The sequence below is a fragment of the Trinickia sp. EG282A genome, from assembly GCF_040965455.1.
GTDB classification, from domain to species: domain Bacteria; phylum Pseudomonadota; class Gammaproteobacteria; order Burkholderiales; family Burkholderiaceae; genus Trinickia; species Trinickia symbiotica.
The window spans coordinates 183,791-206,624 of sequence record NZ_JBFRCC010000003.1 but is presented as its reverse complement, the minus strand read 5'-3'; the positions used below and the strand labels follow the sequence as shown (position 1 = coordinate 206,624).

Sequence of the window (22,834 nt, the reverse complement as noted above, 5' to 3'; positions counted from 1 at the left end):
GCATACCATGTTGACGGTGCTGCTCGAAGCACGGCAGTGCATATTTCGCCGCCCGCCACGCGACCGAAAGATCCAGGCTACTAGGAGATCGAACTCATGAAAATCGGCATTATCGGCACGGGCCACATCGGGAAGACGCTAGTCCAAAGGTTGAGCGCAGCGGGGCACGACGTGAAGGTTGCAAACTCGCGCGGCCCGGACAGTATCGGGGCCGACGTGCTGGCCTTCGGGGCGCGCCCGGTCCTGTCTGCCGAAGCTGTGACCGATGTCGACGTCTTGATCCTCTCGATTCCCCTAATCCGCATTCCCGACATCGCGCCGGTTATCGCCACCGTTTCGGCGGAAACAGTAGTCATTGACACGTCGAACTACTATCCGGCGCGAGATGGCAACATTGGCCCCATCGAATCCGGCCAGGTGGAGAGCCTTTGGGTTGCGGAGCGGTTGGGCCGTCCGGTCGTCAAGGCGTGGAACGCCATCGGTTCCGACTCTTTCGCGAAGAAGGACAAACCTGCGGGGAGTCCCGGACGTATCGCTATCCCGGTTGCCGCCGACAGCGACGCGGACCGCAAGGTCGGAATCGCGCTCGTGGAGGACACGGGGTTCGACGGATTCGATGCCGGCACCCTTGCGCAATCGTGGCGACAGCAGCCCGGTGCGCCGTGCTATTGCACGGATCTCTCGCGCGAGGAGATGCCTGCCGCGCTGGCCACCGCGGAAGTAGCGAGATTGCCCAAGCGCCGCGACCTGTCGTTCGCCGCGGTCATGGAGCGGATTGAGGGAGTCGCAACGAACCCGGATGCCGCATACCTCGTCCGCCTCAATCGTGCGTTGTTTATGTGATCACTCGTCACACGCCCTCATGAGGCACGGCGCTGCATGTTTGGTCCGACGGTTGGACGCTCCCGACAGCGAATTCCGATTTGGCGCTGACCTGATCTGAGGCAAATGGAAGCAGCTCGTTTTCTCGAGCGTGCATTGCGCACCTAGGCAAAATTCTGAACGGAGTTCCCATGCCATTGATCGGCCTTACTCTTGATCGCACGACTCACCAATTACCGGCTGAAAAGCTTTCCGATTTGGTTAAGAAGATAGAGCGACTGGGTTTCGAAAGCGTTTGGTTGCTCGACTCGTTCGGGCGTGAACCGTTCCTTGCGTGCGGATTCATGCTTTCGCAAACCCACACATTGAAGGTCGCGACAGGGGTTGCAACCGTCTATGGCCGCGATCCGACCGGAGCTGTGCAAGCACTTCAAACCTTGTCCGAGTTTTACCCTGGCCGATTCATCATGGGCCTCGGCGCCTCGAACCCGATTGTGATAGGCAAGCGCAAGGGCGAGTGGGTGGCACCACTGCCGAAGATGACCGCATATCTTGAAGAGATGGCGGAGGTCAAACTCATTTCCGCCAAGCCGGAGCTGATGGCGCCCTTGTACATCGCGGCCCACGCGCCGGGTTTGCAAAAACTTGCAACCAAGCATGCTCAGGGCATGGTCACATGGATGATGCCCACCGCCGTGATCAAGGAAGCGCGCGAACGTGTCGGGTCTGGCCTGAACATCACCTCCCAGATTATGTGCGTGATGAGTTCGGATGCGAACGAGGCCCGAACAATTGCCCGCACATATCTATCGATGTACCTCGCGCTTCCGTATTATCAGGCCGCGTTTGAGAAGGCCGGCTTTGAAGCGAGTGATTGGAGCGAGGGAGGAAGTGATCGACTCATCGATTCCCTCACTGCTTGGGGAAGCCCTTCCGACATCCTTGCACGAGTTGAGGAGTTCGGAACGGCCGGCGCGGACCGGGTGGTCCTCAACGTAGTTCGCGAAGACGAAACTCAACGCATAACAGGGAAGCCGCCCGTCATCATCGGGGAGTGGGACGGTATTGAGGCGCTTTCCGCAATTCTTCATAAGACGCAGTAGGGGCAGCCGTCTTACCGTTTACAACATCGACATTCACCAAAGGCGATTCCATCGGTCTCGGCTGCTTGGATTTCTGCCTGGAGACATGACGCCTGCAACGTTATGCCTCGACCAGGAGGTAATAAGAATGGGACGTTTGTCTGGAAAGGTTGCGGTTATTACGGGAGGCGCGTCGGGGATAGCTTACGGCGTTGTGGAGATGTATGTGTCCGAGGGCGCCAAGATCATCGTTGCAGATATCCAGGCGGAGAAGGGTGCGCAGTTAGAGCGGCGCTTTCCTGGGACGGTCTGTTTCAACGCCTGCGACATCCGCAACGAAGAGGACATTGCCCGGACGATGGCGATGGCAGAGGAGAAGTTCGGCGGTCTTGATGTCGTCGTTCATGCAGCGGCCTCGGTGGATCACAAGCAAAAGATCGCCGACATGACGGTTGAGGATTGGGACGACGGACAGGCGAATCTTTTGCGCAGCCACGTGATGTGCATAAAGCACGCAGTCGGCCCGATGCAACGGCGTGGCGGGGGCTCCGTGATACTGGTTTCGTCTGCTGCCGCGGAGAACTTCTCGCCAGCTGCAAGCGTGCTGTACGTTGTTTGCAAAGGCGCCGTGCTTTACTTGGCGCGCTGGGCCGCTTTTGAACTCGCCAGCAGCAAAGTCCGAGTGAATGCGATCGTTCCTGGCCCCTTTGCGACGTCGATGTGGGGGCAGCTTGTCGGGGCGAGCAGGGAGGTGGCCGATGCCATGCCGGTGCATCTCGACGAAATGATGGCGGGTTCGCAGCCGCTGCCAAGAGCCGGCAAACCCCAGGATATCGCCTATGCGGCGACCTACCTCGGTTCAGACGAGGCCAGGTTTGTGACTGGGGCGCAGCTTGCGGTGGATGGCGGCCTCTCGGTCTTCCGACCCGCTGTGCCGAAAGAAAAGATCATGGATTACCTCCAGAGAGCGAAGGTGCAGGCCGAGGAGGATTTGCGATCCATGGGGAAGTCGGCCTAGCGCGTCTTGCATTGAATGTCGCTATCCAAGTTACCGGGAGTAGCGCACATGCACTCGCGGCTGATGGCGAGATGTGTTGTTGAATCTTACTAATTGCGCGACGAACAGCCCCCCGCGCGGCGGAATTGGCGGACATTCTCATGTCGAGACAGCACGTGCGCGATATGAAGCGCGAGATCAAGGTTGGAATGGTTTCCGGCTGCGCGCCTGAGGCAGGTGCTGCGGCTCGGACTGCAGCATTAAAGCTGTTGGATCGGAGTATTGCCTTTGGTCATTGCCGCCTTGCCGTTATCCGGTTTTTGATCGCTGCGGAGGTTGGGGCAGCCTTTACGCTGGATCGCGTCAGATACTGTGAGGTCGCAGTGACGAAATGTAACGATGCTTCGCTTAGTCAGTCGTTTTCGACGGCCTTGAAAACGATTTTAGTTTTTAAACCGGCAGATTCTTTGTGAATGGGAATTGCCTGACGAGGACGATATGGGTAACCGTCTCAGCAAAATTGCGACGCGCACAGGTGACGACGGGACTACCGGGCTGGGTGACGGTAACCGAGTTCGTAAGGACAATGCACGAATCGCGGCGATTGGAGAAGTTGACGAACTTAACTCGCACATTGGCATTTTGCTATGCGAGGGTATGCCCGATGACGTACGGAAGGCTCTCATTGCCGTTCAACACGACCTTTTCGATCTGGGCGGTGAGCTGTGCATACCAGGTCACGCCATGATATCGGATGAGCACCTGGCGCGGATCGACCGGTGGCTGTTGCAGTACAACGCCACCATTCCCCCGCTACAAGAATTCATTCTACCGGCAGGTTCTCGGCCAGCAGCGCTTGCGCATGTGTGCCGAACGGTATGTCGTCGAGCCGAGCGTTCGATCGTGGCGCTCGGGAACATCGAACAAATTAACGCGGCGCCGCGTCAGTATGTGAACCGTCTGTCGGATCTGCTCTTTGTACTGGCGCGTGTGCTAAATCGCACGGACGGAGGCAGCGACGTGCTGTGGCATCATCAGCGGGTGGCTGGCTGAGCATAGGCGATTGGGTCGGTGTCGGGCAGATCCGCGATGGTGCCTTATTTCGGGGCGATGCTGCATATCGTCGTGCTGCCGACCAGCGCGAGTGGTCGGAGTATTCGCAATCGAACTGAAAGCATGCACCGAGCGGACCGGAGTTGCGAAGATGGCTGGAGTGGTTACATGCGCTGCTGCCGCGAGAAATCGATTATATGCGGCGCTTGATGACTAAGAGTCGGCGAGTGAACCTGAGGCTTGTCAACTTCAGCCGTCGTGTGTAGATGACTTTGCGTACTATCGGCGGGTAGGCGAAGAACTGGATGACTTGCTCCTAAGCCGCTGTCGTGTTCAGATAAGGTCGGCTGCCCGAAGGGCAGCGGCAGTGTCGCCGTAGATCACTTCCAACTTTCGCGTTTTCCCATCGACGATCGTCCATATCTCGACCATCCGAAACGAGATTGTCTTCCCCGATTTTCTGCCGGTGATGGTGAGTTCCCCCACCAAGATCACGTCGTCGCCATCGGCAATCATTTTGTGCTGGGTGAATTTCGGGTTGGAAAAATGCTCCTTCACCAGACCCATGAGCCTTGAAAAACTGTCGATACCCTTATGGACGCCTCCATACGGCAGAGAAGCAGCCTCGTGGATCTCAGTCTCGGCCGTGAAGCTGGCCGTGAAGCCCTGGCGGTCTCCGCGCGCGTTGGCCGCGTAAGCGGCTTTAACAATCTGGATATTTTGCTGTTCGACCGACACGCTCACATCCTCCTTTGAACAAGACCACCCGCGAAACGAGGCTTGGCGGGCCGACCATCGGTTATTGATTTATGTCTCGACGTTCTTGCGACGGCTAGCGGAGCTTCGCGATCACGTCGTTGCCGAAGCGATTTATCGCGTCGAGCTTTTCGTCAATCGAAAGTCGGGAAGAGGGTAAGAGCACCACCCCGTAGTCCGTGACCCCAATTTCTTCTAGTCGACGAAAGTGATCGAGGTCCACGCTTCCTTGCCCGCCCGTTTGGAAATCCGACTCCCGCGCATGGATTTGAAAGTCGCCGCCTTCTTTTCCGTACTCGCGCCGAAGGCTGGTCAGCGTTTCGACAGTTTCCTTCATCATGTCGAACTTCATATTGACGGCTGTCCAGCCATCGCCGATCCGAGCCGCTCGCCGCAAAGCGGGCTTGGAATGACCTCCGATCACAACCGGAACGGGCAGAGTGGGCGTAGGATTGATTCTGATCGGACCAAATTTGTTGTGTTTGCCTTCATAGGAGAAGACCTCACCAGTCATAAGGCCGCGCAATATCTCAATCGATTCATCCAATAATTCCCCCCGCGCTTCCCACGGAAGGTTGTTATAGACATAGTCTTCCGCCCAAGGCCCGATGCCAGCTCCATAGATGTAGCGGTTGTTTGAAATCACAGCGAGAGACGCAATCTGCTTGGCTAGAAGGATCGGCTGGCGAGACGCGGTCTTCAGGACGTTCGAAAATAGCTTTATTCGGCTCGTTTGACCAGCAAGCCAGGCAAGGACAACAAAGGTTTCTACGAACGGCGTATTTTTGATGTAATCTCTAATGACCTTGGTTTCGTTGTAGGGATACGTAGAGTCGGTTTCTTCCGGGTAGAAAATGCTATCCGGTATGGAAAAGATGTCGAAGCCGGCGTTTTCCGCTGCAACGGCCATAACCGGCCAATCTTCATAATCGCCGTGAGTGACTGATAGATTGAAGCGCAATGTTATCTCCTTGTTCGCCTTGAGAATCCGGCTTGAATAGAATGGTCGCCCCGACTCGCGTCACGCCAAGTGCGAAGCTCGGTGCCGGTGGAACGCCGACAGACTCACCAAGCGATATGCTTGAAAGTCACCGTTGATTCATTTGTTTATCACATCCGCTGCGCATACTGCTTTTCGAAATGCACATTGAGACCTCGGATCATGGAGTCGTAGACTGCTACGAGCGTTGAACGAAGCTTGTCGATATCGCCGGTCTCCATCACGTCGAAATTCGCTTCGACTTTGATATGGCAACGATTATTTGGAAGCGGATCGAGAGCCCAATTGGCGATGTAGTTCCTGATGCCGTGCAGGAAGCCGTCCACGCAATCGTAATAGAACCTGTAGGCCGTTCGGTCTTCACGCAGCAGAACTTCGCGGTTCACCAGCGGGAGGCCGCTTCCCTCCACGTTGGAGCGAGTCATTACGCGAACACGAAACTGTGCGTTCTTTTCGCCCTCGAGATGGACTTTACCGAGCTCCATTCCCTCCTCGGTCACATCGTTGAGAAGCCAATCGAGATTGGCCCAGTCGAGCAGCAAGTCCCAGACATCGTCGATGTTCGCGGAAACCTCGCCCTCGAAGTCAGCTTTTCCCCTCTGCACTTTGCTCATCGGAAACCCCTCAAGATCTGATTGTCAAACGGTGGCTCGATCGAGTAGGGCGGCTTAGCAGGCACTGACAATTTCCATGGTGCCGCCGCGCGTCACCGGTCTCGAAGATAAGCCGCCGCTAAGCCGCTTTTATGACGCCGCGTTCGTCGACGCCTTTAACTTCCACGTCGCCACGGCCGGCACGGCGGGCGATTTGCTCGAACAAGCGGACATAGCCTGTGCGCGCGATCTTCCATTGGCCGTTCACACAGCGGTAGTCGTCGTAGTAATAGCCGGCGCCGGTGATTTCCTCGCCACCGGTCAGGTTCCTCACCGGGTCAGGTACGGGACCCTTGAAGTGAACGATATCTTGCAGCCGCCAAGTACCCTTGGCGGTGTCCGGACCGGTCAGCTCGATCTCCGGCTGCAGCGCGATGTGACTGCTGTAGACGACCGGAAGGAACCAAGCCTTGAGCCTCGCGATGATATTGTCGGGGCCCTCTGCGGTGAACTTTCCTTGGTTGTACCAAACGCTTGCATCATCGGTGAAGCAGCTGCGAAGCAACTCCCAATTCTGGGTATCGACTGCACGCAGGTAGCGGTATTTGGTCTGGCTGATCTCATGCAGCGCAGTAAACTCGTCGAGCGTCATCGTGCGATTCTCCAACTGTTGTAGAGCGTCGGGGGGGGCGGGCGAACTGCACACGGACCCCGGGCTAGGTATTCGCAACTGAATTTCCTACGACTCCGGAATCGGCCGTTCTGCTGCGCCGCGCAGACCGTCGGCATCTTTCGCCGCCGAGGCGCCAGCCAGACGACCAAAGGTAAGGGCGTTCGCCACGCCGATGCCGCCGCCGACATACCGTCGGCCCAGAGTACACCCCAACACCTCGCCGGCCGCGTATAGGCCCCGGATGGCTGTCCCGCTTCGGTCGAGCACGCGGCCGTCATTGTCGATGTCGAGGCCGGCATGGCAGGACGTGATCGTGGAAGCGCGCATCTTCACGGCATAGAAGGGACCTTTGCGGATCGGATAAAACTTGCTGGTCGACTTGAGGAAATCCTCGTCCTTTCCGGCATCGGCAAACTGGTTGTAGCGCTCGACCGTCGCAATCAGACCGGGCGCGTTGATGTCTGCTCGCTGAGCTAGCTCCTCAAGCGTGTCGGCCGTCTTCACCCGCCCTTCCTGAATTTTGCGACGGATCACGCTGACCCTCCAGCCTGCCGGACCCGGATCGTTCACGTAGTGCTTGACCACGATGTCTTCCGCGCAAGCCTCGCGAAAGGCTGCGTCGTCGAAGATGACAAAGCAGTGCATGCCGGGCTGGTCGTTGATCAGATAGCCGGAGATCGCATAAGAGGCGTCCTCCGGCGCAAAGCGTTGCCCGTAGCGATTCACCACCATCGCCCACTCGGGAAAGAAAGCCTCTAAGTCATATGGCGCCAGAGCAGAGTTGGGTGTCAACAGGCCGTTGTCGATGCCGGTGATCCGCGCGCCAACATCCTCGGCGATCTTGATGCCGTCCCCCACATTGAAAGGCACCTCGTGGTAGATGGAGAAGACACGCTCGCCGTGCGCAGCGGCCGTTGGCCACAAACGTTCGATCATTTGCGGACTGTTCCCGAATCCACCGGTGGTGATTACGACGCTCGAGGCGCGCAGTTCGGTTCCCTCCACGCGAATGCCGACAACGGCCCTGTCTTCCACGAGTAGTCCGCCGACACGCGAGCCCAGAGCGACCTCGACGCCAAGAGGGCCCGCGTGGTTGATCAGGGACTGGACAATGCCATAACCGCTGTTGATGGACTGATGCCCACGCGGACAGCCGCCGACCCCGGATTCCACGATGAGGTGCGGTGGGAACTCATTACCCAGCTCGATCAGCCAATCGATGATGGAGGCGCCTTCGTAGGCCAAGATACGGGCCAGGGCCGGCCGGATGGACCACTGGTTAAGGCTCATCAAGTGGTTGAACATCGCCTCCGGCGTGTCTTCAATACCTGCCGCGCGCTGCGGGGCAGTTCCAGCAGCATAAACCACACCGCTGGACAGAGCGGTTGCTCCCCCCAGTTTGGTGTCCGCCTCGACCAGCATTACAGAGGCGCCCGCCTTGGCCGCCGCGATAGCCGCTGAGAGGCCCGCGCCACCTCCGCCCACGACGATGACGTCATAGTCCATCCCACACCTTTCCAATTTGGCTTCGCGCCCCTTTGGCGCCGCGCCGACCGCCGCGGTCAGAAGCCGCCCAGTCAGTCAGCAACTCCAAAATCTGGTCGACTGACGCGTCGACGGTACCCAGCACCTCGGCGTGGCCTCTCCGAGACTTCCGCATATGGTTTGCCTCTCTACAGGAAAACGACGTTGGGCGTCTTCGTCTTCATGCACCTGAGAACTGCCAGCACGGTACATGTCGACCGCTGATGGTTTCGATGATAACATTAAGTATGCTAGCATACGATATCGAGACAATCAAATCGGGGTTTACCGAGAATTCAAGGGAAAGCTACATCGATCATCCCCCTTTGAATCGGAAACTGCCAGCAGAGTACATGTCGACCGACGATAACGTCAATACTTGCATACGGTATGTATCGATACTATAGATGTAAAAAGGCTGGAGTGGGCCGGGAATTTAGTCCGGCCGATCACGAGTTGGCGCGCCGCTAACGCGAGGCGTATGCGGGGCGGGCACGAGTCCGCAACGCGTTACCACCACGCAACGCACCTGCTGATGTTCGGCGTGATCCCGTTGGGGGCGATCATCTGGCTTGTGGCGCCGGTGCCGCTACCGATCTACCCATTTCTGGCCGGTCTCGTTGATGACGGTGATCGCGGTATGGAACATGGCCAAGTACTTAAGAAATACTCCTAGGCTTTAATTTGCCGCCCTATACTGCGACGACAAAAAAGGAGGACGGGCAGCCCATGCAGCGACGTGTGGTGGTTCGGCGCTCGCCTGTGCACGGGCGCGGCGTGTTCGCGTTGCGGGCAGTTGAGCCTGGCGAACAGTTATTCGAGTACAAGGGCGAGGTCATCGCCTGGAGGACAGCCATCAGGCAACACCGGAAGAGTGGTGCTACTGGCCACACGTATTTCTTCGGCTTGTCCGACGGACGCGTGATCGACGGCGGGCGAGGGGGAAATAGCGCACGCTGGCTGAATCACTCATGCCATGCCAACTGCGAGGCAATTGAGATCGAGGACCGTGTGTTCATCTACGCATCGCTGGCGATCGCGCCGGGCGAGGAACTGTTTCTGGATTACCAGTTGACTGTTGACGATCCGGCGGACGAAGAAACAAGATTGAGCTATGTGTGCCGATGCAACGCGCTGGGATGCCGCGGCACGATGCTGGCTGTCGGGTCGTGAGACGGCAGGCGCAGCACTCCCGTGGTCGTCGCGCTTGTAGTCGTTGAGATCGACCTCGGTCGACTCGGCATATCGGACCATTCCGGGGCGGCTTGCTGTCCAGCTCGTCATCCAGGCTGGACATAGGCGATCAAACGACTCGTCGACTTCACGAGCGCCCGCAGAAAATCGGGCAGTTCTGGTTCGAGGAGGTGAGGGTAGTGCTTCGCCTTCGGGGCGGCTTTCAGGATGACCTTCAGTTCGGACGCGGGATTGAATTCGCACTTGCCGCGCGCGATCGCCTGACTGAAGATCTCGCGCAGCCAGCCGCGGGCCTTCTTCGATACGTTCAGGGCGTCGCGCTTTTCGAAACGTTCCTGGACGCGTGTGCGCAGTCTGCGCGCGTGATGTTGACCAGCTCGATCGAACCGAGCTCGGGCAGAATGTCGTTGTCGAGGTACGTCCGGATCTTATCGAGCGTCGAGGCGGACCGACCCGCATCCAGTTTGCTCTTGTAGCAGAGCTCCGCGGCTACCTTAAACGTGCCGTCGTCGCTGCTATCCGCTCGCTGTCGGTCTATCCGTCGTTTTGCGCGCGGATCGGCGCCGTCGGCAACAAGGGGCCGGTATGCCGCTGCCTGCTGCCTCGCTTTCTGGAGCGTGACGTCGGGGTAGCGTCCCAACAAGATACGCGGCTGCTTGCCGTGCAGGCGATAGCGGAAATGCCAGAACTTGTTGCCCTCCGGCGTGATCCTGAGAACCAAACCGTCGCCATCGGCGACATCGTAGGGCTTTGGCTGAGGCCGGGCTGCTTCGACTTCGCCGACGGTGAGAGGCATGGTGAGTACATTTCTTGATCTTGAACTTTCAATGTACTCAAAAACGTACTCACCAGCACGTGGCTTGCCGTATTCCCGCTTAGACAGCAATAAACAAAAAACCCCGCAAATTCAATGATTTACGGGGTCTTCTGGACTTCTCTAAACAGCCTTGTGGTGCCCAGAAGAGGACTCGAACCTCCACGGTGTTGCCACCGCTAGGACCTGAACCTAGTGCGTCTACCAATTCCGCCACCTGGGCAAGGTGTCGTGCAGCAAAGACCGTCATTATATCGGCCTGGTAATTGCTGTCAAGCGATTCGTCGGGCGAACGGCGAGCGGCTCCGGGCACCGTCCCATGCGCCGCGTTCGAGCCTCAGCGCCCGCGAGCGCGTGGGCGCCACCCCATACGTTGCGGCCCGCCTAAACCCGCGTCCGTCCGTCCTTTCCCCAGTGCTAGAATTGCGCGGATTGCCATGTCTGAACCACCGAGACAAGAACAAACCACCAATATCGATCAGCGCCCTTGAGCAAATATCCGTACCCGATCCCGAGCCGCGAAGAGATTCTCGGCGTGCTGCGCACCAGCGACACGCCGGTTACCGCAAACGACATCGCCGAGAGTCTGTCGATCAAGCGCCAGGAGCGCGAAGGCTTCTTCAAACGTCTCGGCGCCATGGAGCGCGACGGCCAGATCCGTCTCGACAAGCGCGGCTACTATCAGCTGACTCACCCGTCGAACTTCGTGGCGGGTCGCGTGCAGGGCCATCGCGACGGCTACGGCTTTGTCGTGCGCGACGACGGGCAGGACGATCTCTTCCTGCCGAACGCCGAGATGCAAAAGGTCATGCACAACGACCGCGTGCTCGCGCGGATCGTCGGCTACGATCGGCGCGGACGTCCCGAAGGCCACGTCGTCGAAGTGACCGAGCGCGCGAACAAGCGCGTGATCGGACGGCTGCTCAGCGAGAGCGGTGCGCTCATCGTCGCACCGGAAGACAAGCGGATCGCGCACGATATCCTCGTCACGCAAAACGTCAAGAAGGCGAAGGTAGGGCAGGTCGTCGTCGCGGAGTTGACCGACTTCCCGAGCCGCCATTCGCAGCCGCTCGGCCGCGTGATCGAGGTGCTCGGTGACATCGACGACCCGGGCATGGAGATCGAGATCGCCGTGCGAAAATACGGCGTGCCGCACGAGTTCAGTCCGGACGCGCTAGCTGAGTCGGCCAAGCTGCCGGACGAGGTGCGGCTGGCCGACCTGCGCCATCGAGTCGACCTGCGCGACGTGCCGCTCGTCACGATCGATGGCGAGGACGCGCGCGACTTCGACGATGCCGTCTACTGCGAGCCGATGAAGGTCGGCCGCGTCGACGGTTTCCGTCTCATCGTCGCGATCGCGGACGTCTCGCATTACGTGCAACCGGAAACGGCGCTCGACATCGATGCGATCGAGCGCAGCACCTCGGTCTACTTTCCGCGCCGCGTCATTCCCATGCTGCCGGAGAAGCTATCCAACGGCCTGTGCTCGCTCAATCCGCAAGTGGATCGCTGCGTGCTCGTCTGCGACATGGTCATTACAGGGCGCGGCGAGATCAAGGGTTATCAGTTCTATCCGGGCGTGATGCACTCGGCGGCTCGGCTTACCTACACCGAAGTCGCCGCGATCCTCTCCAATACGAAGGGGCCGGAGGCCGGCCGGCGCGCCGCGCTCGTGCCGCAACTACAGGATCTTTACGCTGTCTTCAAGGCGCTCTTCGCCGCGCGGCAAAAGCGCGGCGCGATCGACTTCGACACGACGGAAACGTACATCGTCTGCAATGCGCAGGGCAAGATCGAGCAGATCCTGCCGCGCCAGCGCAACGATGCGCACAAGCTGATCGAGGAGTGCATGCTGGCCGCGAACGTCTGTGCGGCCGACTTCTTGAAACGCAACAAGCACCCCGGTCTTTATCGCGTCCACGCGGGCCCGACGGCCGAAAAGCTCGAGAATCTGCGGACGTTCCTGCGTGGCATGGGCCTCACGCTCGGCGGCGGTGACACGCCTCATGCGAGCGACTACGCGGCGCTGATGGCGCAGATTCGCGACCGTCCCGATGCGCAGATGCTGCAGACGATGCTGCTGCGCTCGATGCAGCAGGCCGTCTACAGTCCGGACAACATCGGCCACTTCGGCCTCGCGTACGACGCCTATGCGCATTTCACGAGTCCGATTCGGCGCTATCCGGATTTGCTCACGCATCGCGCGATCTACGCGATTCTTTCGGGCCGCAAATATCAACCGCGCGCGCCCGAAGGCGTCATATTGAATACGGCGCTTTCGCCGCGCGCACGCGCGTTGCAGCAAGCCGACGAGCAAACGGCGCGTCCGAACGGCCGCACGAATACGGCGATCTGGGAAGAGCTCGGGCTCCATTGCTCGGCGAATGAGCGGCGTGCCGACGAAGCCTCGCGCGACGTCGAAACGTGGCTCAAGTGCTACTTCATGCGTGACAAGCTCGGCGAGGAATATGGCGGGATGATCAACGGCGTCACGTCGTTCGGCATTTTCGTTCAGCTAGACGCGCTCTTCATCGAAGGCCTCGTTCACGTCACCGAGCTCGGATCGGACTACTTTCAGTACGACGAAATCAAGAACGAGCTCCGCGGCGAACGCACCGGTATTCGCTATCGGCTATCCGATCGCGTGCGCGTGCAGGTGAGCCGCGTCGATCTCGACGCGCGCAAGATCGATTTCCGTCTCGTGCGCGATACGCCGATGAAGTCGGCGATCGCGGCCCGCCCGGCGCTCGTCGAGCGCTCGGTTGGCGAGACCACCGACATCGGTCCTCGCGTGCGCTCGCTGACGAACGACGAAAGCGTGCGGCGCAAGAAGGCTGCGCCAGGCAAGTCGGCGGCGGTCAACGAAGCGCGGGCGGCGCGGGTGCAGGCCGCGAAAAAACGGGGCGTGGCGCCGAAGCCGGCTGCCAAGGCACGCGCGCGCAAGAAAAACTGAATATGGCACGTCTCAAAGTTCTCTACGGGTTTCATGCCGTGACGGCACGCTTGCGTCACGATCCATCGACGGTCGAGGAAGTTCTTTACGACGCCACACGGCGCGATCGTCGCATGCAGGACTTCCTGCATACCGCGAAAGAAGCGGGCGTTCGCCTGATCGCGGCCGACGAAACAAGGCTTTGGGGGCTCGCGCATACGGAGCGCCATCAAGGCGTCGTCGCTCGCGCGACCGATCTGCCGCTTGCGCAGAACCTGGCGGAATTGCTCGACGGCATTGAAGGTCCCGCGCTTTTGCTCGTGCTCGACGGCGTGACCGATCCGCACAACCTCGGCGCATGTCTGCGCGTGGCCGACGCCGCGGGCGCGCATGCGGTCATCGCGCCGCGCGATCGCGCCGTCGGGCTCAATGCGACAGCGGCCAAGGTCGCGAGCGGCGCCGCCGATACGGTGCCCTATATTACGGTCACGAATCTCGCACGCGCGTTGCGCGAGCTGAAGGATGCCGGGGTATGGGTCGTCGGCACGGCAGGCGATGCCCCGGCCGGTCTCTACGCGACGAAGCTCGATGGTCCTGTCGCCCTCGTCATGGGCGCCGAAGGCGAGGGCATGCGGCGCTTGACTCGCGAGACGTGCGACGAGGTCATGCACATCCCGATGGCTGGCACGGTCGAAAGCCTCAACGTCTCCGTGGCAAGCGGCGTCTGTCTGTTCGAGGCCGTTCGGCAGAGGGCGGCCAAGCCACTTCCCTGATCGATGAACTGTTTCCCATGAATCAAGACGAACTGAAGCGCCTCGTCGGCCAGGCAGCGGCCGACTACGTCAACACGCATGTGCCGGAAGGCTCGGTGATCGGCATCGGCACCGGCTCGACAGCGAACTGTTTCATCGATGCGCTCGCCGCGCGCAAGGATCGCTACCGCGGCGCCGTGTCGAGTTCAGTGGCCACGACGGCACGGCTCGAGCAGCATGGCATTCGCGTGTTCGACCTCAACGAGATCGAATCGCTGCCGATCTATGTCGACGGCGCGGACGAAATCGATGCGAGCGGCGCGATGATCAAGGGCGGCGGCGGCGCGCTCACGCGCGAAAAAATCGTCGCGTCGGTGTCCGATGTGTTCGTCTGCGTCGCTGACGCGTCGAAGCGCGTCGAGATGCTGGGCCGGTTTCCGTTGCCCATCGAAGTCGTTCCGATGGCGCGCACGGCGATCGGCCGTCGCGTGCTGGCGATAGGCGGCGTGCCCGTGCTTCGCGTGCGGCAGGACGGCACCCCGTACGTCACGGACAACGGCAACGAGATCATCGACGTAAAGGAGCTACGGATCGACGATCCGCGCGCGCTCGAAGCCACGATCAACGGATGGCCAGGCGTCGTGACCGTGGGGCTTTTCGCCGCGCGTGGGGCGGATCTTTGTCTGCTCGCTTCGGACCAGCGTGTCGAGACGATCGACTATCGCGGCTGAGCGCGGTCCGATCCGCGAATGATGCGTGCGTCTTGGCGTGCCCAGAGCGCCAGGTTTCAGGTCACCGTATTCGTCTGACGCAGGCTCGGGAGCAGCCGGTCGAACTCGCGCTTGACGAGACCGTAGCATTCGCATGCGCGCGATTCGAGCCCTTTGCGGTCGAGGACCTTGATATGGCCGCGGCTGTGATAAATGAGCCCTTCCTCGTGGAGCTTGCCGGCTGCCTCCGTGATGCCTTCTCGCCGCACGCCGAGCATATCGGCGATCATCTGCTGCGTCACGGCGAGCTCGTTCGTCGCGGCGCGATCGATCTCGATCAGCAGCCAGCGACAAAGTTGCTTGCTCAACGAGTGATGGCGGTTGCATGCCGCCGTTTGAGCGACTTGAGTCAGAAGCGCTTGCATATAAAGCAACATGAGCCGTCGCAGCAGGTCGGACCGTGCGATTTCTTGTTTCAGTTGCTGCGCGCTCATGCGGTAGGCGAACCCGGCGCATTGGACTTGCACGCGGCTCGGCATCGTTTCTCCGCCCGTCAACACTTGCACCCCCGCCATGCCTTCGCGGCCCACCGCGGCAAGCTCGACCGAGCCCCCATCCTCCATCATCGACAGAATCGAGATGATCGCTGTCGTCGGAAAGTAGACGTGGTGGATCTTATGGCCGCAATCGCAAAGCAGCTGTTCGGTGCGAAGATGAACAAGCTCGAGATGCGGGGTCAGCGCTTGCCACTCATGCGGCGGCAGCGCGCCGAGAAGGTGGTTGCCGTGAAGGTCGGATTGTAGTGTCAACATGATCGGTCCTCGAATGAATGCCACGTCATGCGCGAAGCGCACGTGCTCTTGCGGCTCATCGTTGCTCGGGCCGGTAACGGTTAACGGCTCGTACTTCCGGGTTATTTTGCGAAGGAGCCAAGATTCTTCGCGAAGTACCCACCCCCGTTCCGGCGTTGTTTGCCTCTCCCTGGCCGTGGCTGCCACGTCGTCTGTGCGGCAGCACTCAGTTGCGGGCGAGGTTCAGCGAGGATCGTGCCAAGCCCCGGTACGACGGCGCCGGACAGGGCAGCGGCTATGTTGCGGCGCGGTGCGTTGAGATTCCCCCGCCTTTTTGTTTCAAATCTGCACAATCGCGATGGTGGGTGGCGGTCCTCACAAACCGCTTTGGATCGGTGAGCTAAGCGCTTGACGGGATTGGCATTTCCCCGTGTCGAGCGGCCCTCTACGAGCCGCTGGCCGGGGCTCGACGCGCGATCCGAGAGGAGGGCGGCCGCGTTGCGAATTTGATTCAGTTATGTTGCATCGGTCACATTGGATGCCCCGCCAGCACCTCTTCTTTGACCCGCGAAAGCCGCCTGCAGCAAGGGGAAGGGGCGGATTGGCCGGTTCAAACGCGACGTATCGCGGCGTGCGAACGACTGGGAGCAAACGCCATTTGATGGCGTAGTTTGTCGGCACGCATGTAAAAAAACGATCGCGGCACGAGTGACTCATTGTTGAGACGTGTCGAGTGTTGGATGCCGAATAAGGTTTCGCACGAGTGTCGGGTCGCTAGCAACAATGAGTGCGATTGCGAACGGAAACCCCTTTCTCCGAGACGTACCGTGCAACATGACGATTCGTCTTACCTGGGCCTGCGGCTCGTCGCTGCGTGTATGAAACGCGGCCATCGTGCAGTGTTCATTCAAGCAGCGCTCGTCGTCGAATTGGGAACCGCATTGCGTAGTACTGCGAAGTAATTTTCGAGGGTGTGGAGTTGCGGCGCGTGCCACCGTTCAAGCACATTCGACATCGGTACGATCAGAGGGATAACCCTGTCAGGCGTTTCCCAATAGCGTATCGAATTTGGTCGAAGCACCGTATTCATATACCCGAAAGCGCTATGCGAGGGTTTTGAAACGAAACAGCAAGGACAGGCGTCGGTCGGCGCATCGGGGGAAGTCATGGAGCAGGGCAAGGACCGTTCACTGGTCAGCAAGGTAATGGACGGGCTCGTCTCAGGGATCGTCGAAGAAAAATATGGGGCGATTCTTCCGCCGCAAGACGTGCTTTCGAAGGAATTCGACGTCAGTCGGACCGTCATGCGCGAAGCGTTGTCGATGCTGCTCGCGAGGCACATGTTGGACGTGCGTCCCAAAGTCGGCACCCGGATTCGGTCGATGCGCGACTGGCGGATGATCGATGAGGACGTCGTCAACTGGCGGTTTCGCGCTAAGCCCGATCCGCTTTTCATGCGCGACGTCATCGAGTTCCGGATGCTGATCGAGCCTCGCGCGGCCGCGCAGGCAGCCGCGCGCGCGAGCGTCGCCGATGTCGCCGCGATCCGTGAGGCGTTCGATCTGTTCAAGGGGCTCGCCCCCGGCGATACGGGCTACGCGTCCGCGAACGAACTGTTGCATACGCGCATCGTCCATGCGAGTGGCAATCAATTCTTTCAGCAAATGGCAGCCATCATCCGTGGAGCCTTGCAGGCGACGCAACCTATGCTCGCGGAGAAGGCCGGCGCGTGGGAAATATCCGTGCAGACTCACGAGCGCCTCGTGTCGGCGATAGAGCGGCGCGATCCGAAGGACGCCGAAGCCGCCGCGCTCGCCCTCATCGAACTGGCGGCCGACGAGATCAGTCGCGAGTTCGCCGTCGAGGTGCCGAGCCGGCATTAGCGATCAGCGGCCGGCCGGGTCCGTCCGTCCCGATGCCGGCCCGCGCGCCGCGCACTCAGGCGAGTTCGCGCGGCGTTAGGCATGTCGACAGTCAATGGCGCGTCGGCAGCGCGAGGCGTCGCTCATACCAATGCTGGACCCATTCCAGGACCTGACAAAGGACCCAGTAGACGGCCGCGGCCGCGAGGTAGAGCGGTAGCGGTTGATAGGTCGTCGCGATGATTTCCTGAGCACTGCGCAAGAGCTCCGTCACGGTGATGACCGAGACCAGCGATGTGTCCTTGATGAGACTGATGAGGCTGTTCGAGAGGCTCGGCACGGCGATCCGCAGCGCCTGCGGTCCGATAACGTAGCGCAGCGTCTGCCGCCGCGAGAGCCCCAGGCTATATGCGGCGAGCCATTGGCCGCGGTGAATGCCGTTGATCGCGCCACGCATGCTTTCGGACAGATAGGCCGCAACGTTGGCCGAAAGCGCGATCACGCCGGCCGGCGTCGGATCGAGCGAAAGGCCGACGCTCGGCAGGCCGTAATAGACGACGAAGATCTGTACGAGCAGCGGCGTGCCGCGCATGATGCTGACGTAGGTACGAGCGATCCCGACGAGCGGCTTGCGATGGCTGATGCCCATTAACGCGATGACGGTGGCGGCGAGGAGGCCGAAGATCATCGAAAGCACCGCGAACTTGATCGTCAGGACGGCGCCCTGCGCGAGCGCGGGCAGCGATTGGGCGAGCAGGGAAGTCGTGGACATGACGTGGGTTTGTTATCTCGTACTCAGCGCATTGAACGTGTAGCCGGCGGGCGTCGATACAAAGGCGGGGCCCCACATCATATACGCGCCAATACGAAAGGGCGGCATCGCAACGATGCCGCCCTTGCACGGTTCAACTCGTGATTCGTTACTTGGTCGTGCCCGAGGTCCTCGGCGTGGGCTTCGTCACGTCGATGCCAAACCACTTCTCGGAGATCTTCGTGAATGTCCCATCCGCTTCGAGTTGCTTCATGGCGTCGTCGATCGCCGCGGCGAACTTCGGATTGCCCTTGCGGAACGGGATGGCCGACGGCGTGCCGCCCGACACCTGGGCGCCCGCGCGCAGCGGCAGATCCGAGCCCTTCAGCAGGTAAGCCACCATCAGCTTGTCGTTGAGTGCGGCGTCGAGGCGTCCGGCCGCGAGATCGCGCAGATATTCCGGCGCGCCGGGGTAGGTCTTGACGTCGATGCCGGGAACGGCCTTCGCCATCTGCTCGTAGTTCGTGCCGAGGCCGAGGCCGAGCTTCTTGCCCTTCAGGTCATCGAGCGATTTGAACTGGCGCGTGTCGTTCTTGCGCTGAATCAGCTCGGCACCCGAGTACGTATAAGGGGGCGAAAAGTCGAGCACTTTCTTGCGCTCGTCGGTGGCGCCGACCTGATTGACGATCACGTCGAACTTGCCCGCCTGCAGACCGGCGATGATCCCGCTCCACTCCGTCGTGATGAACTCGGGCTTCACTCCGAGCTTGGCAGCGACGGCTTTCGCGATATCGACGTCGAATCCGACGAGATCCCCTTTGGCATCTTTGGAGTCGAACGGGGGAAACGTTCCCTCGAGGCCGATGCGCAGCGTCCCGCGCGCCTTGACCTCGTCGAGCAAGTCGGCGGCGTGGGCCGTGGCCGCGACGAAAGCCGCTCCGATGAGGCCAGCCGTCAGGATCTTCTTCAACGTCGTTACTTTCATTCGGGTCTTCTCCTTGCCTCACAGGCATCGATGTGGGGAGCAATCATAGCGATAACTCAATCGCCTTTTAAATATCGTTTGCCTATTTCTATATGACAGGTGCTGGGGCCGCTCTCTGAGCGATCGCCTCGACGCACTCGCCCACGAGGGCCGGTCCTCGATAGATGAAGCCCGTATAGAGCTGGACGAGCGACGCACCGGCGGCGAGCTTCGCGACGGCATCCTCGCCAGAGGCGATACCGCCCACGCCGATGATGGCCACCGCATCGTCGAGCCGCTCGCGCAGCTTCGCGATGACCCGGTTCGACGCCTCGAACACGGGCCTTCCGGACAGGCCACCCGTTTCTTCAGCATGCGGCAGGCCCGTGACCGCCGCGCGCGAGAGCGTCGTATTGGTTGCGATGACACCTTCCACGCGGTGCCGCAACAGCGTATCGGCGATCGAATCGATCTGCTCGTCATCGAGGTCGGGCGCGATCTTGAGCGCGAGCGGCACGAGTTTGCCGTGCAGATCGGCGAGACGCTGTTGCTTGTCCTTCAGCGCGCCGATCAGCGCATCGAGCTCGCTCGCGCCCTGCAGCTGACGCAAGTTTTTGGTGTTCGGCGATGAGATGTTGATCGTGACGTAGCTCGCGAACGGGTAGACGCGTTCGAGGCAGTACAGATAGTCGTCGGCGGCGCGCTCGATGGGAGTATCGGCGTTCTTGCCGATGTTCAGGCCGAGCGGGCCGCGGTAGCGAGCCGCCTGGACATTCTTGACGAACTGATCGACCCCACCGTTGTTGAAGCCCATGCGATTGATGAGCGCACCGGCCTCGGGCAGCCGGAAAATGCGCGGACGCGGATTCCCGGGCTGCGGACGCGGCGTGACGGTGCCGACTTCGATGAAGCCGAACCCGAGCGCGGCAAGCCCGTCGATGCAGGCGCCATCCTTGTCGAGGCCGGCCGCGAGGCCGACGGGATTGCGGAAAGCGATGCCCATCGCGGTACGCGGCAGGTCGTGCACGTGTGTCGCAAGCAGTTTGGCGAGCCCGGTGCGGCCGGCCGCACCGAGCGCGCGCAGCGTCAAATGATGAGCGTCCTCCGCATCCATGCGAAAGAGGCGGGTGCGGGCGAGCGGGTAAAGGGAGCTGAGCACGTCGAGTTGGCGGCGAAAAAATGAAGGCGCGCTATTTTACCGGCTTCCGCGCGCGAGCCCGAGACGCGCCGCAGCATCCGTCGCGATGCGTCAGCCGCGCCGCGCGCGCCATGCCGCGTCGACGGGGGGCAAGCCGCCCTCGGCGGCGCCCGTGGCCGGATCGAGCCGGGTCCAGCGGCCGTCGGACAGCCCCTCGAGCGGCCGGAAATTCGCTTTGTAGGCCATTTTGGGGCTCTCACGGATCCAGTACCCGAGATAGACGTAGGGCAACCCCAGGCTGCGCGCCTGTTCGATCTGCCAGAGGATGTTGTAGGTGCCGTAACTGGTGCCCGGCGCGTCGGGCTCGAAGAACGTGTAGACCGAGGACAGCCCGTCGCCGAGAATGTCGATCATGCTGACCATGCGCAGCACGCCCTGTTCGGCCACCGCCATTCCCGGCGCGGCCGCGGCCGGTTCGCGAAACTCGACGAGGCGCGAATTGATCCGGCTGTGCAGCAGGAACTGCTCGTACTGATCGCGGCTGTCGCGGTCCATGCCGCCGCCCGCGTGACGCGCCGCCTGATAGCGCATGTAGAGCGCGTAATGCTCTTCGTCGTAATGCAGCGGGGAAACGGTCGCGGCGAGGTTCGCGTGCTTTTTCCAGACGCGCCGCTGCGTGCGGTTCGGCGAGAAAGCTTCAACGGGTACGCGCACCGGAACGCACGCGCGACAGCCTTCGCAATAGGGGCGATAGGTAAAGACGCCCGAGCGGCGGAAGCCGGTTTTGACCAGCTCGGTATAGACGTCTGAATTGATCAGGTGGCTCGGCGTCGCGACTTGCGAGCGCGCAATGCGTCCCTCCAGATAGCTGCAGGGATAGGGCGCCGTTGCATAGAATTGCAGCGCGGAAAGGGGGGATAACGGCAGCTCGTTGGGGTGCGTCATTGCGGCTCTCGAAGCATCGTCCCTCTCAATCTTATGCAAGCCGCTCCGATGCTTCAGCGGGCTTGGTCGCTTTGCGCGGCGTTCGGCAGCACTTGGAGCAGAGCGGTCTTGTCGAAGCGCCACGGAATCGGAGCTTCGGCGACAGCCGCCCGCACGTGCGCCACGAAGGCCTTGCGCGCGATCTCGCGACCGCCGAGCGACGCCAGATGCGACGTATTCTGCTGGCAGTCTATCATTTCTACCCCGTGGCCGCGAAGGTGCCCGACCAGGGCGGCGAGCGCGATTTTCGACGCGTCGCTGACCTCGGCGAACATCGATTCGCCGAAAAACATGCGCCCGAGCGAGACGCCGTAGAGCCCGCCGACGCGTTTCCCGTCGAGCCATGTTTCGACGCTGTGCGCTTCGCCGACGCGATGCAAGGACGAGTAGGCGTCGATGATTTCCGCGGTGATCCAGGTGCCGCGCTGCCCGCGCCGGGGCGCTTGCGCACAGGCGCGCATGACGCCGGCGAAATCGTGATCGACGCGAATCTCCCAGCGCGCCTCGCGCAGCACGCGCCGCAGGGTCTTGCGTAGCGACGGCGAGACTTTGAACTCGCCGGGCACGAGGATCATGCGCGGATCGGGAGACCACCAAAGGACGGGCTGCCCATCCGAATACCAGGGAAATATGCCGCGGCGGTAGGCATCGACGAGACGCCAAGGCAGCAGATCCGAGCTCGCCGCGAGCAGGCCCGGCGCACCGCTCACCGGGCCCAGCGCGTGCTCGACGGGCGGGAAGGGATCATCGGGTCCGAGCCAGGGAACCATCGGCGAAGTACGTTTTGGAGGGGAGATCGACGGTCGGCGAGATCAGCCTTCGCGCAGCGAGCGGAAGATGTCCCCGGTGTGCAGGCCGTAGCTGCCTACCGAGCGATCGGCGAAAAAGAAGCGCAGCGTCTGCCCGACCGTGGGAAACGCGATGTCGTCCCACGGAATCTCGCCTTCGTCGAAGAGCCGAACTTCGAGACTTTCCTCGCCCGCCTCGATGTCGATATCGAGCAGGCGCGCCAGATAGAACAGATGCACCTGATGCACGTGCGGCACGTTGAGCAGCGAGAAAAGGTGCTGAACCTCGACGCGCGCACCGGCTTCCTCGAGCGTTTCGCGCGCGGCGGCTTCGGCCGTCGTCTCGCCGATTTCCATGAAGCCGGCAGGCAGCGTCCAGTAGCCGTAGCGCGGCTCGATCGCACGACGGCACAGCAGCACCTTGTCTTCCCAGACCGGCACGGTGCCGACTACGTTGCGTGGGTTCTGGTAGTGCACGGCCCCGCAGTTCTCGCAGACGAACCGCTCGCGATTGTCTCCGGGCGGTATGCGTAGGCTGACAGGGTGGCCGCAGGCTGAACAGAATTTCATGGATAGCGCGCGCTTGAGGGTGATGGGAGTTTATCACCGGGCGCAGCACGCGCCGCATGGCGGCGGCGATTCGGACGGAAGCTC

The 22,834-nt window shown here is 61.0% G+C and carries 23 protein-coding genes, 1 tRNA gene and 1 pseudogene; 11 read left to right on the top strand and 14 right to left on the bottom strand.

Annotated elements, in window-relative coordinates:
* The first annotated feature begins 96 nt into the window (after nucleotides 1-96).
* The 5 genes from AB4Y31_RS15410 (at nucleotide 97) to AB4Y31_RS15390 (ending at nucleotide 3,954) form a co-directional block, all read left to right on the top strand.
* Nucleotides 97-843: an NADPH-dependent F420 reductase gene (locus AB4Y31_RS15410; protein WP_368674653.1), complete on the top strand. Its 747-nt coding sequence runs from the start codon at nucleotides 97-99 to the stop codon at nucleotides 841-843.
* A 170-nt stretch (nucleotides 844-1,013) separates the two neighbouring features.
* Nucleotides 1,014-1,925 carry an LLM class flavin-dependent oxidoreductase gene (locus AB4Y31_RS15405; protein WP_368674652.1) on the top strand — a complete coding sequence of 304 codons (912 nt, stop codon included), beginning with the start codon at nucleotides 1,014-1,016 and terminating at the stop codon, nucleotides 1,923-1,925.
* A 127-nt stretch (nucleotides 1,926-2,052) separates the two neighbouring features.
* Complete coding sequence (locus AB4Y31_RS15400; protein ID WP_368674651.1) at nucleotides 2,053-2,922, top strand: SDR family NAD(P)-dependent oxidoreductase; 870 nt, start codon at nucleotides 2,053-2,055, stop codon at nucleotides 2,920-2,922.
* Between the two features lie 164 nt (nucleotides 2,923-3,086).
* A complete protein-coding gene (locus AB4Y31_RS15395; RefSeq protein ID WP_368674650.1) occupies nucleotides 3,087-3,374 on the top strand; it encodes a hypothetical protein in 288 nt (95 codons plus the stop codon).
* Nucleotides 3,375-3,399: 25 nt separating this feature from the next.
* Nucleotides 3,400-3,954 (top strand): cob(I)yrinic acid a,c-diamide adenosyltransferase, encoded by a 555-nt coding sequence (locus AB4Y31_RS15390; RefSeq protein ID WP_368674649.1) that lies wholly within the window; start codon nucleotides 3,400-3,402, stop codon nucleotides 3,952-3,954.
* Nucleotides 3,955-4,287: 333 nt separating this feature from the next.
* On the opposite strand, the gene AB4Y31_RS15385 is transcribed toward AB4Y31_RS15390, so the two are convergent.
* From AB4Y31_RS15385 to AB4Y31_RS15365, 5 genes are all read right to left on the bottom strand, one after another.
* Entirely contained in the window at nucleotides 4,288-4,692 is a 405-nt protein-coding gene (locus AB4Y31_RS15385; RefSeq protein ID WP_368674648.1) for a nuclear transport factor 2 family protein, read from the bottom strand.
* 94 nt (nucleotides 4,693-4,786) lie between these two features.
* Nucleotides 4,787-5,671: a TIGR03619 family F420-dependent LLM class oxidoreductase gene (locus AB4Y31_RS15380; RefSeq protein ID WP_368674647.1), complete on the bottom strand. Its 885-nt coding sequence runs from the start codon at nucleotides 5,669-5,671 to the stop codon at nucleotides 4,787-4,789.
* 149 nt (nucleotides 5,672-5,820) lie between these two features.
* Nucleotides 5,821-6,324 carry an SRPBCC family protein gene (locus AB4Y31_RS15375; RefSeq protein WP_368674646.1) on the bottom strand — a complete coding sequence of 168 codons (504 nt, stop codon included), beginning with the start codon at nucleotides 6,322-6,324 and terminating at the stop codon, nucleotides 5,821-5,823.
* A 118-nt stretch (nucleotides 6,325-6,442) separates the two neighbouring features.
* The gene (locus tag AB4Y31_RS15370) at nucleotides 6,443-6,955 is read right to left on the bottom strand and encodes a nuclear transport factor 2 family protein (protein WP_368674645.1); all 513 of its coding nucleotides are present in this window, start codon (nucleotides 6,953-6,955) and stop codon (nucleotides 6,443-6,445) included.
* A gap of 87 nt (nucleotides 6,956-7,042) precedes the next feature.
* The gene (locus tag AB4Y31_RS15365; RefSeq protein WP_368674644.1) at nucleotides 7,043-8,482 is read right to left on the bottom strand and encodes an FAD-dependent oxidoreductase; all 1,440 of its coding nucleotides are present in this window, start codon (nucleotides 8,480-8,482) and stop codon (nucleotides 7,043-7,045) included.
* A 481-nt stretch (nucleotides 8,483-8,963) separates the two neighbouring features.
* Between AB4Y31_RS15365 and AB4Y31_RS15360 the strand changes: the two are divergent.
* Together AB4Y31_RS15360 and AB4Y31_RS15355 are read left to right on the top strand one after the other, a co-directional pair.
* A pseudogene (locus tag AB4Y31_RS15360) lies at nucleotides 8,964-9,183 on the top strand (hypothetical protein); the annotation flags it as partial.
* A gap of 46 nt (nucleotides 9,184-9,229) precedes the next feature.
* Nucleotides 9,230-9,673, top strand: coding sequence for an SET domain-containing protein (locus AB4Y31_RS15355; RefSeq protein ID WP_368674643.1), 444 nt, complete (start codon nucleotides 9,230-9,232; stop codon nucleotides 9,671-9,673).
* A 328-nt stretch (nucleotides 9,674-10,001) separates the two neighbouring features.
* Here AB4Y31_RS15355 and AB4Y31_RS15350 read toward each other — a convergent pair whose 3' ends face one another.
* Nucleotides 10,002-10,490, bottom strand: coding sequence for an Arm DNA-binding domain-containing protein (locus tag AB4Y31_RS15350; RefSeq protein WP_368674642.1), 489 nt, complete (start codon nucleotides 10,488-10,490; stop codon nucleotides 10,002-10,004).
* A gap of 154 nt (nucleotides 10,491-10,644) precedes the next feature.
* Nucleotides 10,645-10,731: transfer RNA gene (locus AB4Y31_RS15345), tRNA-Leu, on the bottom strand.
* A gap of 264 nt (nucleotides 10,732-10,995) precedes the next feature.
* Between AB4Y31_RS15345 and rnr the strand changes: the two genes are divergently transcribed.
* Genes rnr through rpiA form a run of 3 tightly spaced genes read left to right on the top strand, consistent with a single transcriptional unit; the run spans nucleotide 10,996 to nucleotide 14,923 of the window.
* The gene (rnr, locus tag AB4Y31_RS15340) at nucleotides 10,996-13,461 is read left to right on the top strand and encodes a ribonuclease R (RefSeq protein WP_368674641.1); all 2,466 of its coding nucleotides are present in this window, start codon (nucleotides 10,996-10,998) and stop codon (nucleotides 13,459-13,461) included.
* A 2-nt stretch (nucleotides 13,462-13,463) separates the two neighbouring features.
* The gene (gene rlmB / locus AB4Y31_RS15335) at nucleotides 13,464-14,213 is read left to right on the top strand and encodes a 23S rRNA (guanosine(2251)-2'-O)-methyltransferase RlmB (protein ID WP_018442075.1); all 750 of its coding nucleotides are present in this window, start codon (nucleotides 13,464-13,466) and stop codon (nucleotides 14,211-14,213) included.
* A 17-nt stretch (nucleotides 14,214-14,230) separates the two neighbouring features.
* Nucleotides 14,231-14,923 carry a ribose-5-phosphate isomerase RpiA gene (gene rpiA, locus AB4Y31_RS15330; protein ID WP_368674640.1) on the top strand — a complete coding sequence of 231 codons (693 nt, stop codon included), beginning with the start codon at nucleotides 14,231-14,233 and terminating at the stop codon, nucleotides 14,921-14,923.
* A 56-nt stretch (nucleotides 14,924-14,979) separates the two neighbouring features.
* Here rpiA and AB4Y31_RS15325 read toward each other — a convergent pair whose 3' ends face one another.
* Nucleotides 14,980-15,714: a Crp/Fnr family transcriptional regulator gene (locus tag AB4Y31_RS15325; RefSeq protein WP_368674639.1), complete on the bottom strand. Its 735-nt coding sequence runs from the start codon at nucleotides 15,712-15,714 to the stop codon at nucleotides 14,980-14,982.
* A 1,145-nt stretch (nucleotides 15,715-16,859) separates the two neighbouring features.
* On the opposite strand from AB4Y31_RS15325, the gene AB4Y31_RS15320 reads away from it, so the two are divergent.
* Nucleotides 16,860-17,576 (top strand): FadR/GntR family transcriptional regulator, encoded by a 717-nt coding sequence (locus AB4Y31_RS15320; RefSeq protein ID WP_018442072.1) that lies wholly within the window; start codon nucleotides 16,860-16,862, stop codon nucleotides 17,574-17,576.
* 91 nt (nucleotides 17,577-17,667) lie between these two features.
* On the opposite strand, the gene AB4Y31_RS15315 is transcribed toward AB4Y31_RS15320, so the two are convergent.
* From AB4Y31_RS15315 to AB4Y31_RS15290, 6 genes are all read right to left on the bottom strand, one after another.
* Nucleotides 17,668-18,327 (bottom strand): amino acid ABC transporter permease, encoded by a 660-nt coding sequence (locus tag AB4Y31_RS15315; protein ID WP_018442071.1) that lies wholly within the window; start codon nucleotides 18,325-18,327, stop codon nucleotides 17,668-17,670.
* 148 nt (nucleotides 18,328-18,475) lie between these two features.
* Complete coding sequence (locus AB4Y31_RS15310; RefSeq protein WP_368674638.1) at nucleotides 18,476-19,291, bottom strand: transporter substrate-binding domain-containing protein; 816 nt, start codon at nucleotides 19,289-19,291, stop codon at nucleotides 18,476-18,478.
* 88 nt (nucleotides 19,292-19,379) lie between these two features.
* Nucleotides 19,380-20,429, bottom strand: a complete 1,050-nt coding sequence (locus AB4Y31_RS15305; RefSeq protein ID WP_368674637.1) for a quinone-dependent dihydroorotate dehydrogenase — start codon at nucleotides 20,427-20,429, stop codon at nucleotides 19,380-19,382.
* 90 nt (nucleotides 20,430-20,519) lie between these two features.
* A complete protein-coding gene (locus tag AB4Y31_RS15300; RefSeq protein WP_018442068.1) occupies nucleotides 20,520-21,353 on the bottom strand; it encodes an arginyltransferase in 834 nt (277 codons plus the stop codon).
* Between the two features lie 53 nt (nucleotides 21,354-21,406).
* Complete coding sequence (gene aat / locus AB4Y31_RS15295) at nucleotides 21,407-22,162, bottom strand: leucyl/phenylalanyl-tRNA--protein transferase (protein WP_368674636.1); 756 nt, start codon at nucleotides 22,160-22,162, stop codon at nucleotides 21,407-21,409.
* A 42-nt stretch (nucleotides 22,163-22,204) separates the two neighbouring features.
* The gene (locus tag AB4Y31_RS15290; RefSeq protein ID WP_026229928.1) at nucleotides 22,205-22,750 is read right to left on the bottom strand and encodes an NUDIX hydrolase; all 546 of its coding nucleotides are present in this window, start codon (nucleotides 22,748-22,750) and stop codon (nucleotides 22,205-22,207) included.
* Between the last annotated feature and the right edge of the window lie 84 nt (nucleotides 22,751-22,834).

What these genes read in the sequence shown, in the direction of transcription:
- AB4Y31_RS15410 (WP_368674653.1), top strand. Translation starts at nt 97, where the DNA reads ATGAAAATCGGCATTATCGGCACGGGCCACATCGGGAAGACGCTAGTC.
- AB4Y31_RS15405 (WP_368674652.1), top strand. Translation starts at nt 1,014, where the DNA reads ATGCCATTGATCGGCCTTACTCTTGATCGCACGACTCACCAATTACCG.
- AB4Y31_RS15400 (WP_368674651.1), top strand. Translation starts at nt 2,053, where the DNA reads ATGGGACGTTTGTCTGGAAAGGTTGCGGTTATTACGGGAGGCGCGTCG.
- AB4Y31_RS15395 (WP_368674650.1), top strand. Translation starts at nt 3,087, where the DNA reads ATGAAGCGCGAGATCAAGGTTGGAATGGTTTCCGGCTGCGCGCCTGAG.
- AB4Y31_RS15390 (WP_368674649.1), top strand. Translation starts at nt 3,400, where the DNA reads ATGGGTAACCGTCTCAGCAAAATTGCGACGCGCACAGGTGACGACGGG.
- AB4Y31_RS15375 (WP_368674646.1), bottom strand. Translation starts at nt 6,324, where the DNA reads ATGAGCAAAGTGCAGAGGGGAAAAGCTGACTTCGAGGGCGAGGTTTCC.
- AB4Y31_RS15370 (WP_368674645.1), bottom strand. Translation starts at nt 6,955, where the DNA reads ATGACGCTCGACGAGTTTACTGCGCTGCATGAGATCAGCCAGACCAAA.
- AB4Y31_RS15365 (WP_368674644.1), bottom strand. Translation starts at nt 8,482, where the DNA reads ATGGACTATGACGTCATCGTCGTGGGCGGAGGTGGCGCGGGCCTCTCA.
- AB4Y31_RS15355 (WP_368674643.1), top strand. Translation starts at nt 9,230, where the DNA reads ATGCAGCGACGTGTGGTGGTTCGGCGCTCGCCTGTGCACGGGCGCGGC.
- AB4Y31_RS15350 (WP_368674642.1), bottom strand. Translation starts at nt 10,490, where the DNA reads ATGCCTCTCACCGTCGGCGAAGTCGAAGCAGCCCGGCCTCAGCCAAAG.
- rlmB (WP_018442075.1), top strand. Translation starts at nt 13,464, where the DNA reads ATGGCACGTCTCAAAGTTCTCTACGGGTTTCATGCCGTGACGGCACGC.
- rpiA (WP_368674640.1), top strand. Translation starts at nt 14,231, where the DNA reads ATGAATCAAGACGAACTGAAGCGCCTCGTCGGCCAGGCAGCGGCCGAC.
- AB4Y31_RS15325 (WP_368674639.1), bottom strand. Translation starts at nt 15,714, where the DNA reads ATGTTGACACTACAATCCGACCTTCACGGCAACCACCTTCTCGGCGCG.
- AB4Y31_RS15320 (WP_018442072.1), top strand. Translation starts at nt 16,860, where the DNA reads ATGGAGCAGGGCAAGGACCGTTCACTGGTCAGCAAGGTAATGGACGGG.
- AB4Y31_RS15315 (WP_018442071.1), bottom strand. Translation starts at nt 18,327, where the DNA reads ATGTCCACGACTTCCCTGCTCGCCCAATCGCTGCCCGCGCTCGCGCAG.
- AB4Y31_RS15310 (WP_368674638.1), bottom strand. Translation starts at nt 19,291, where the DNA reads ATGAAAGTAACGACGTTGAAGAAGATCCTGACGGCTGGCCTCATCGGA.
- AB4Y31_RS15300 (WP_018442068.1), bottom strand. Translation starts at nt 21,353, where the DNA reads ATGACGCACCCCAACGAGCTGCCGTTATCCCCCCTTTCCGCGCTGCAA.
- aat (WP_368674636.1), bottom strand. Translation starts at nt 22,162, where the DNA reads ATGGTTCCCTGGCTCGGACCCGATGATCCCTTCCCGCCCGTCGAGCAC.
- AB4Y31_RS15290 (WP_026229928.1), bottom strand. Translation starts at nt 22,750, where the DNA reads ATGAAATTCTGTTCAGCCTGCGGCCACCCTGTCAGCCTACGCATACCG.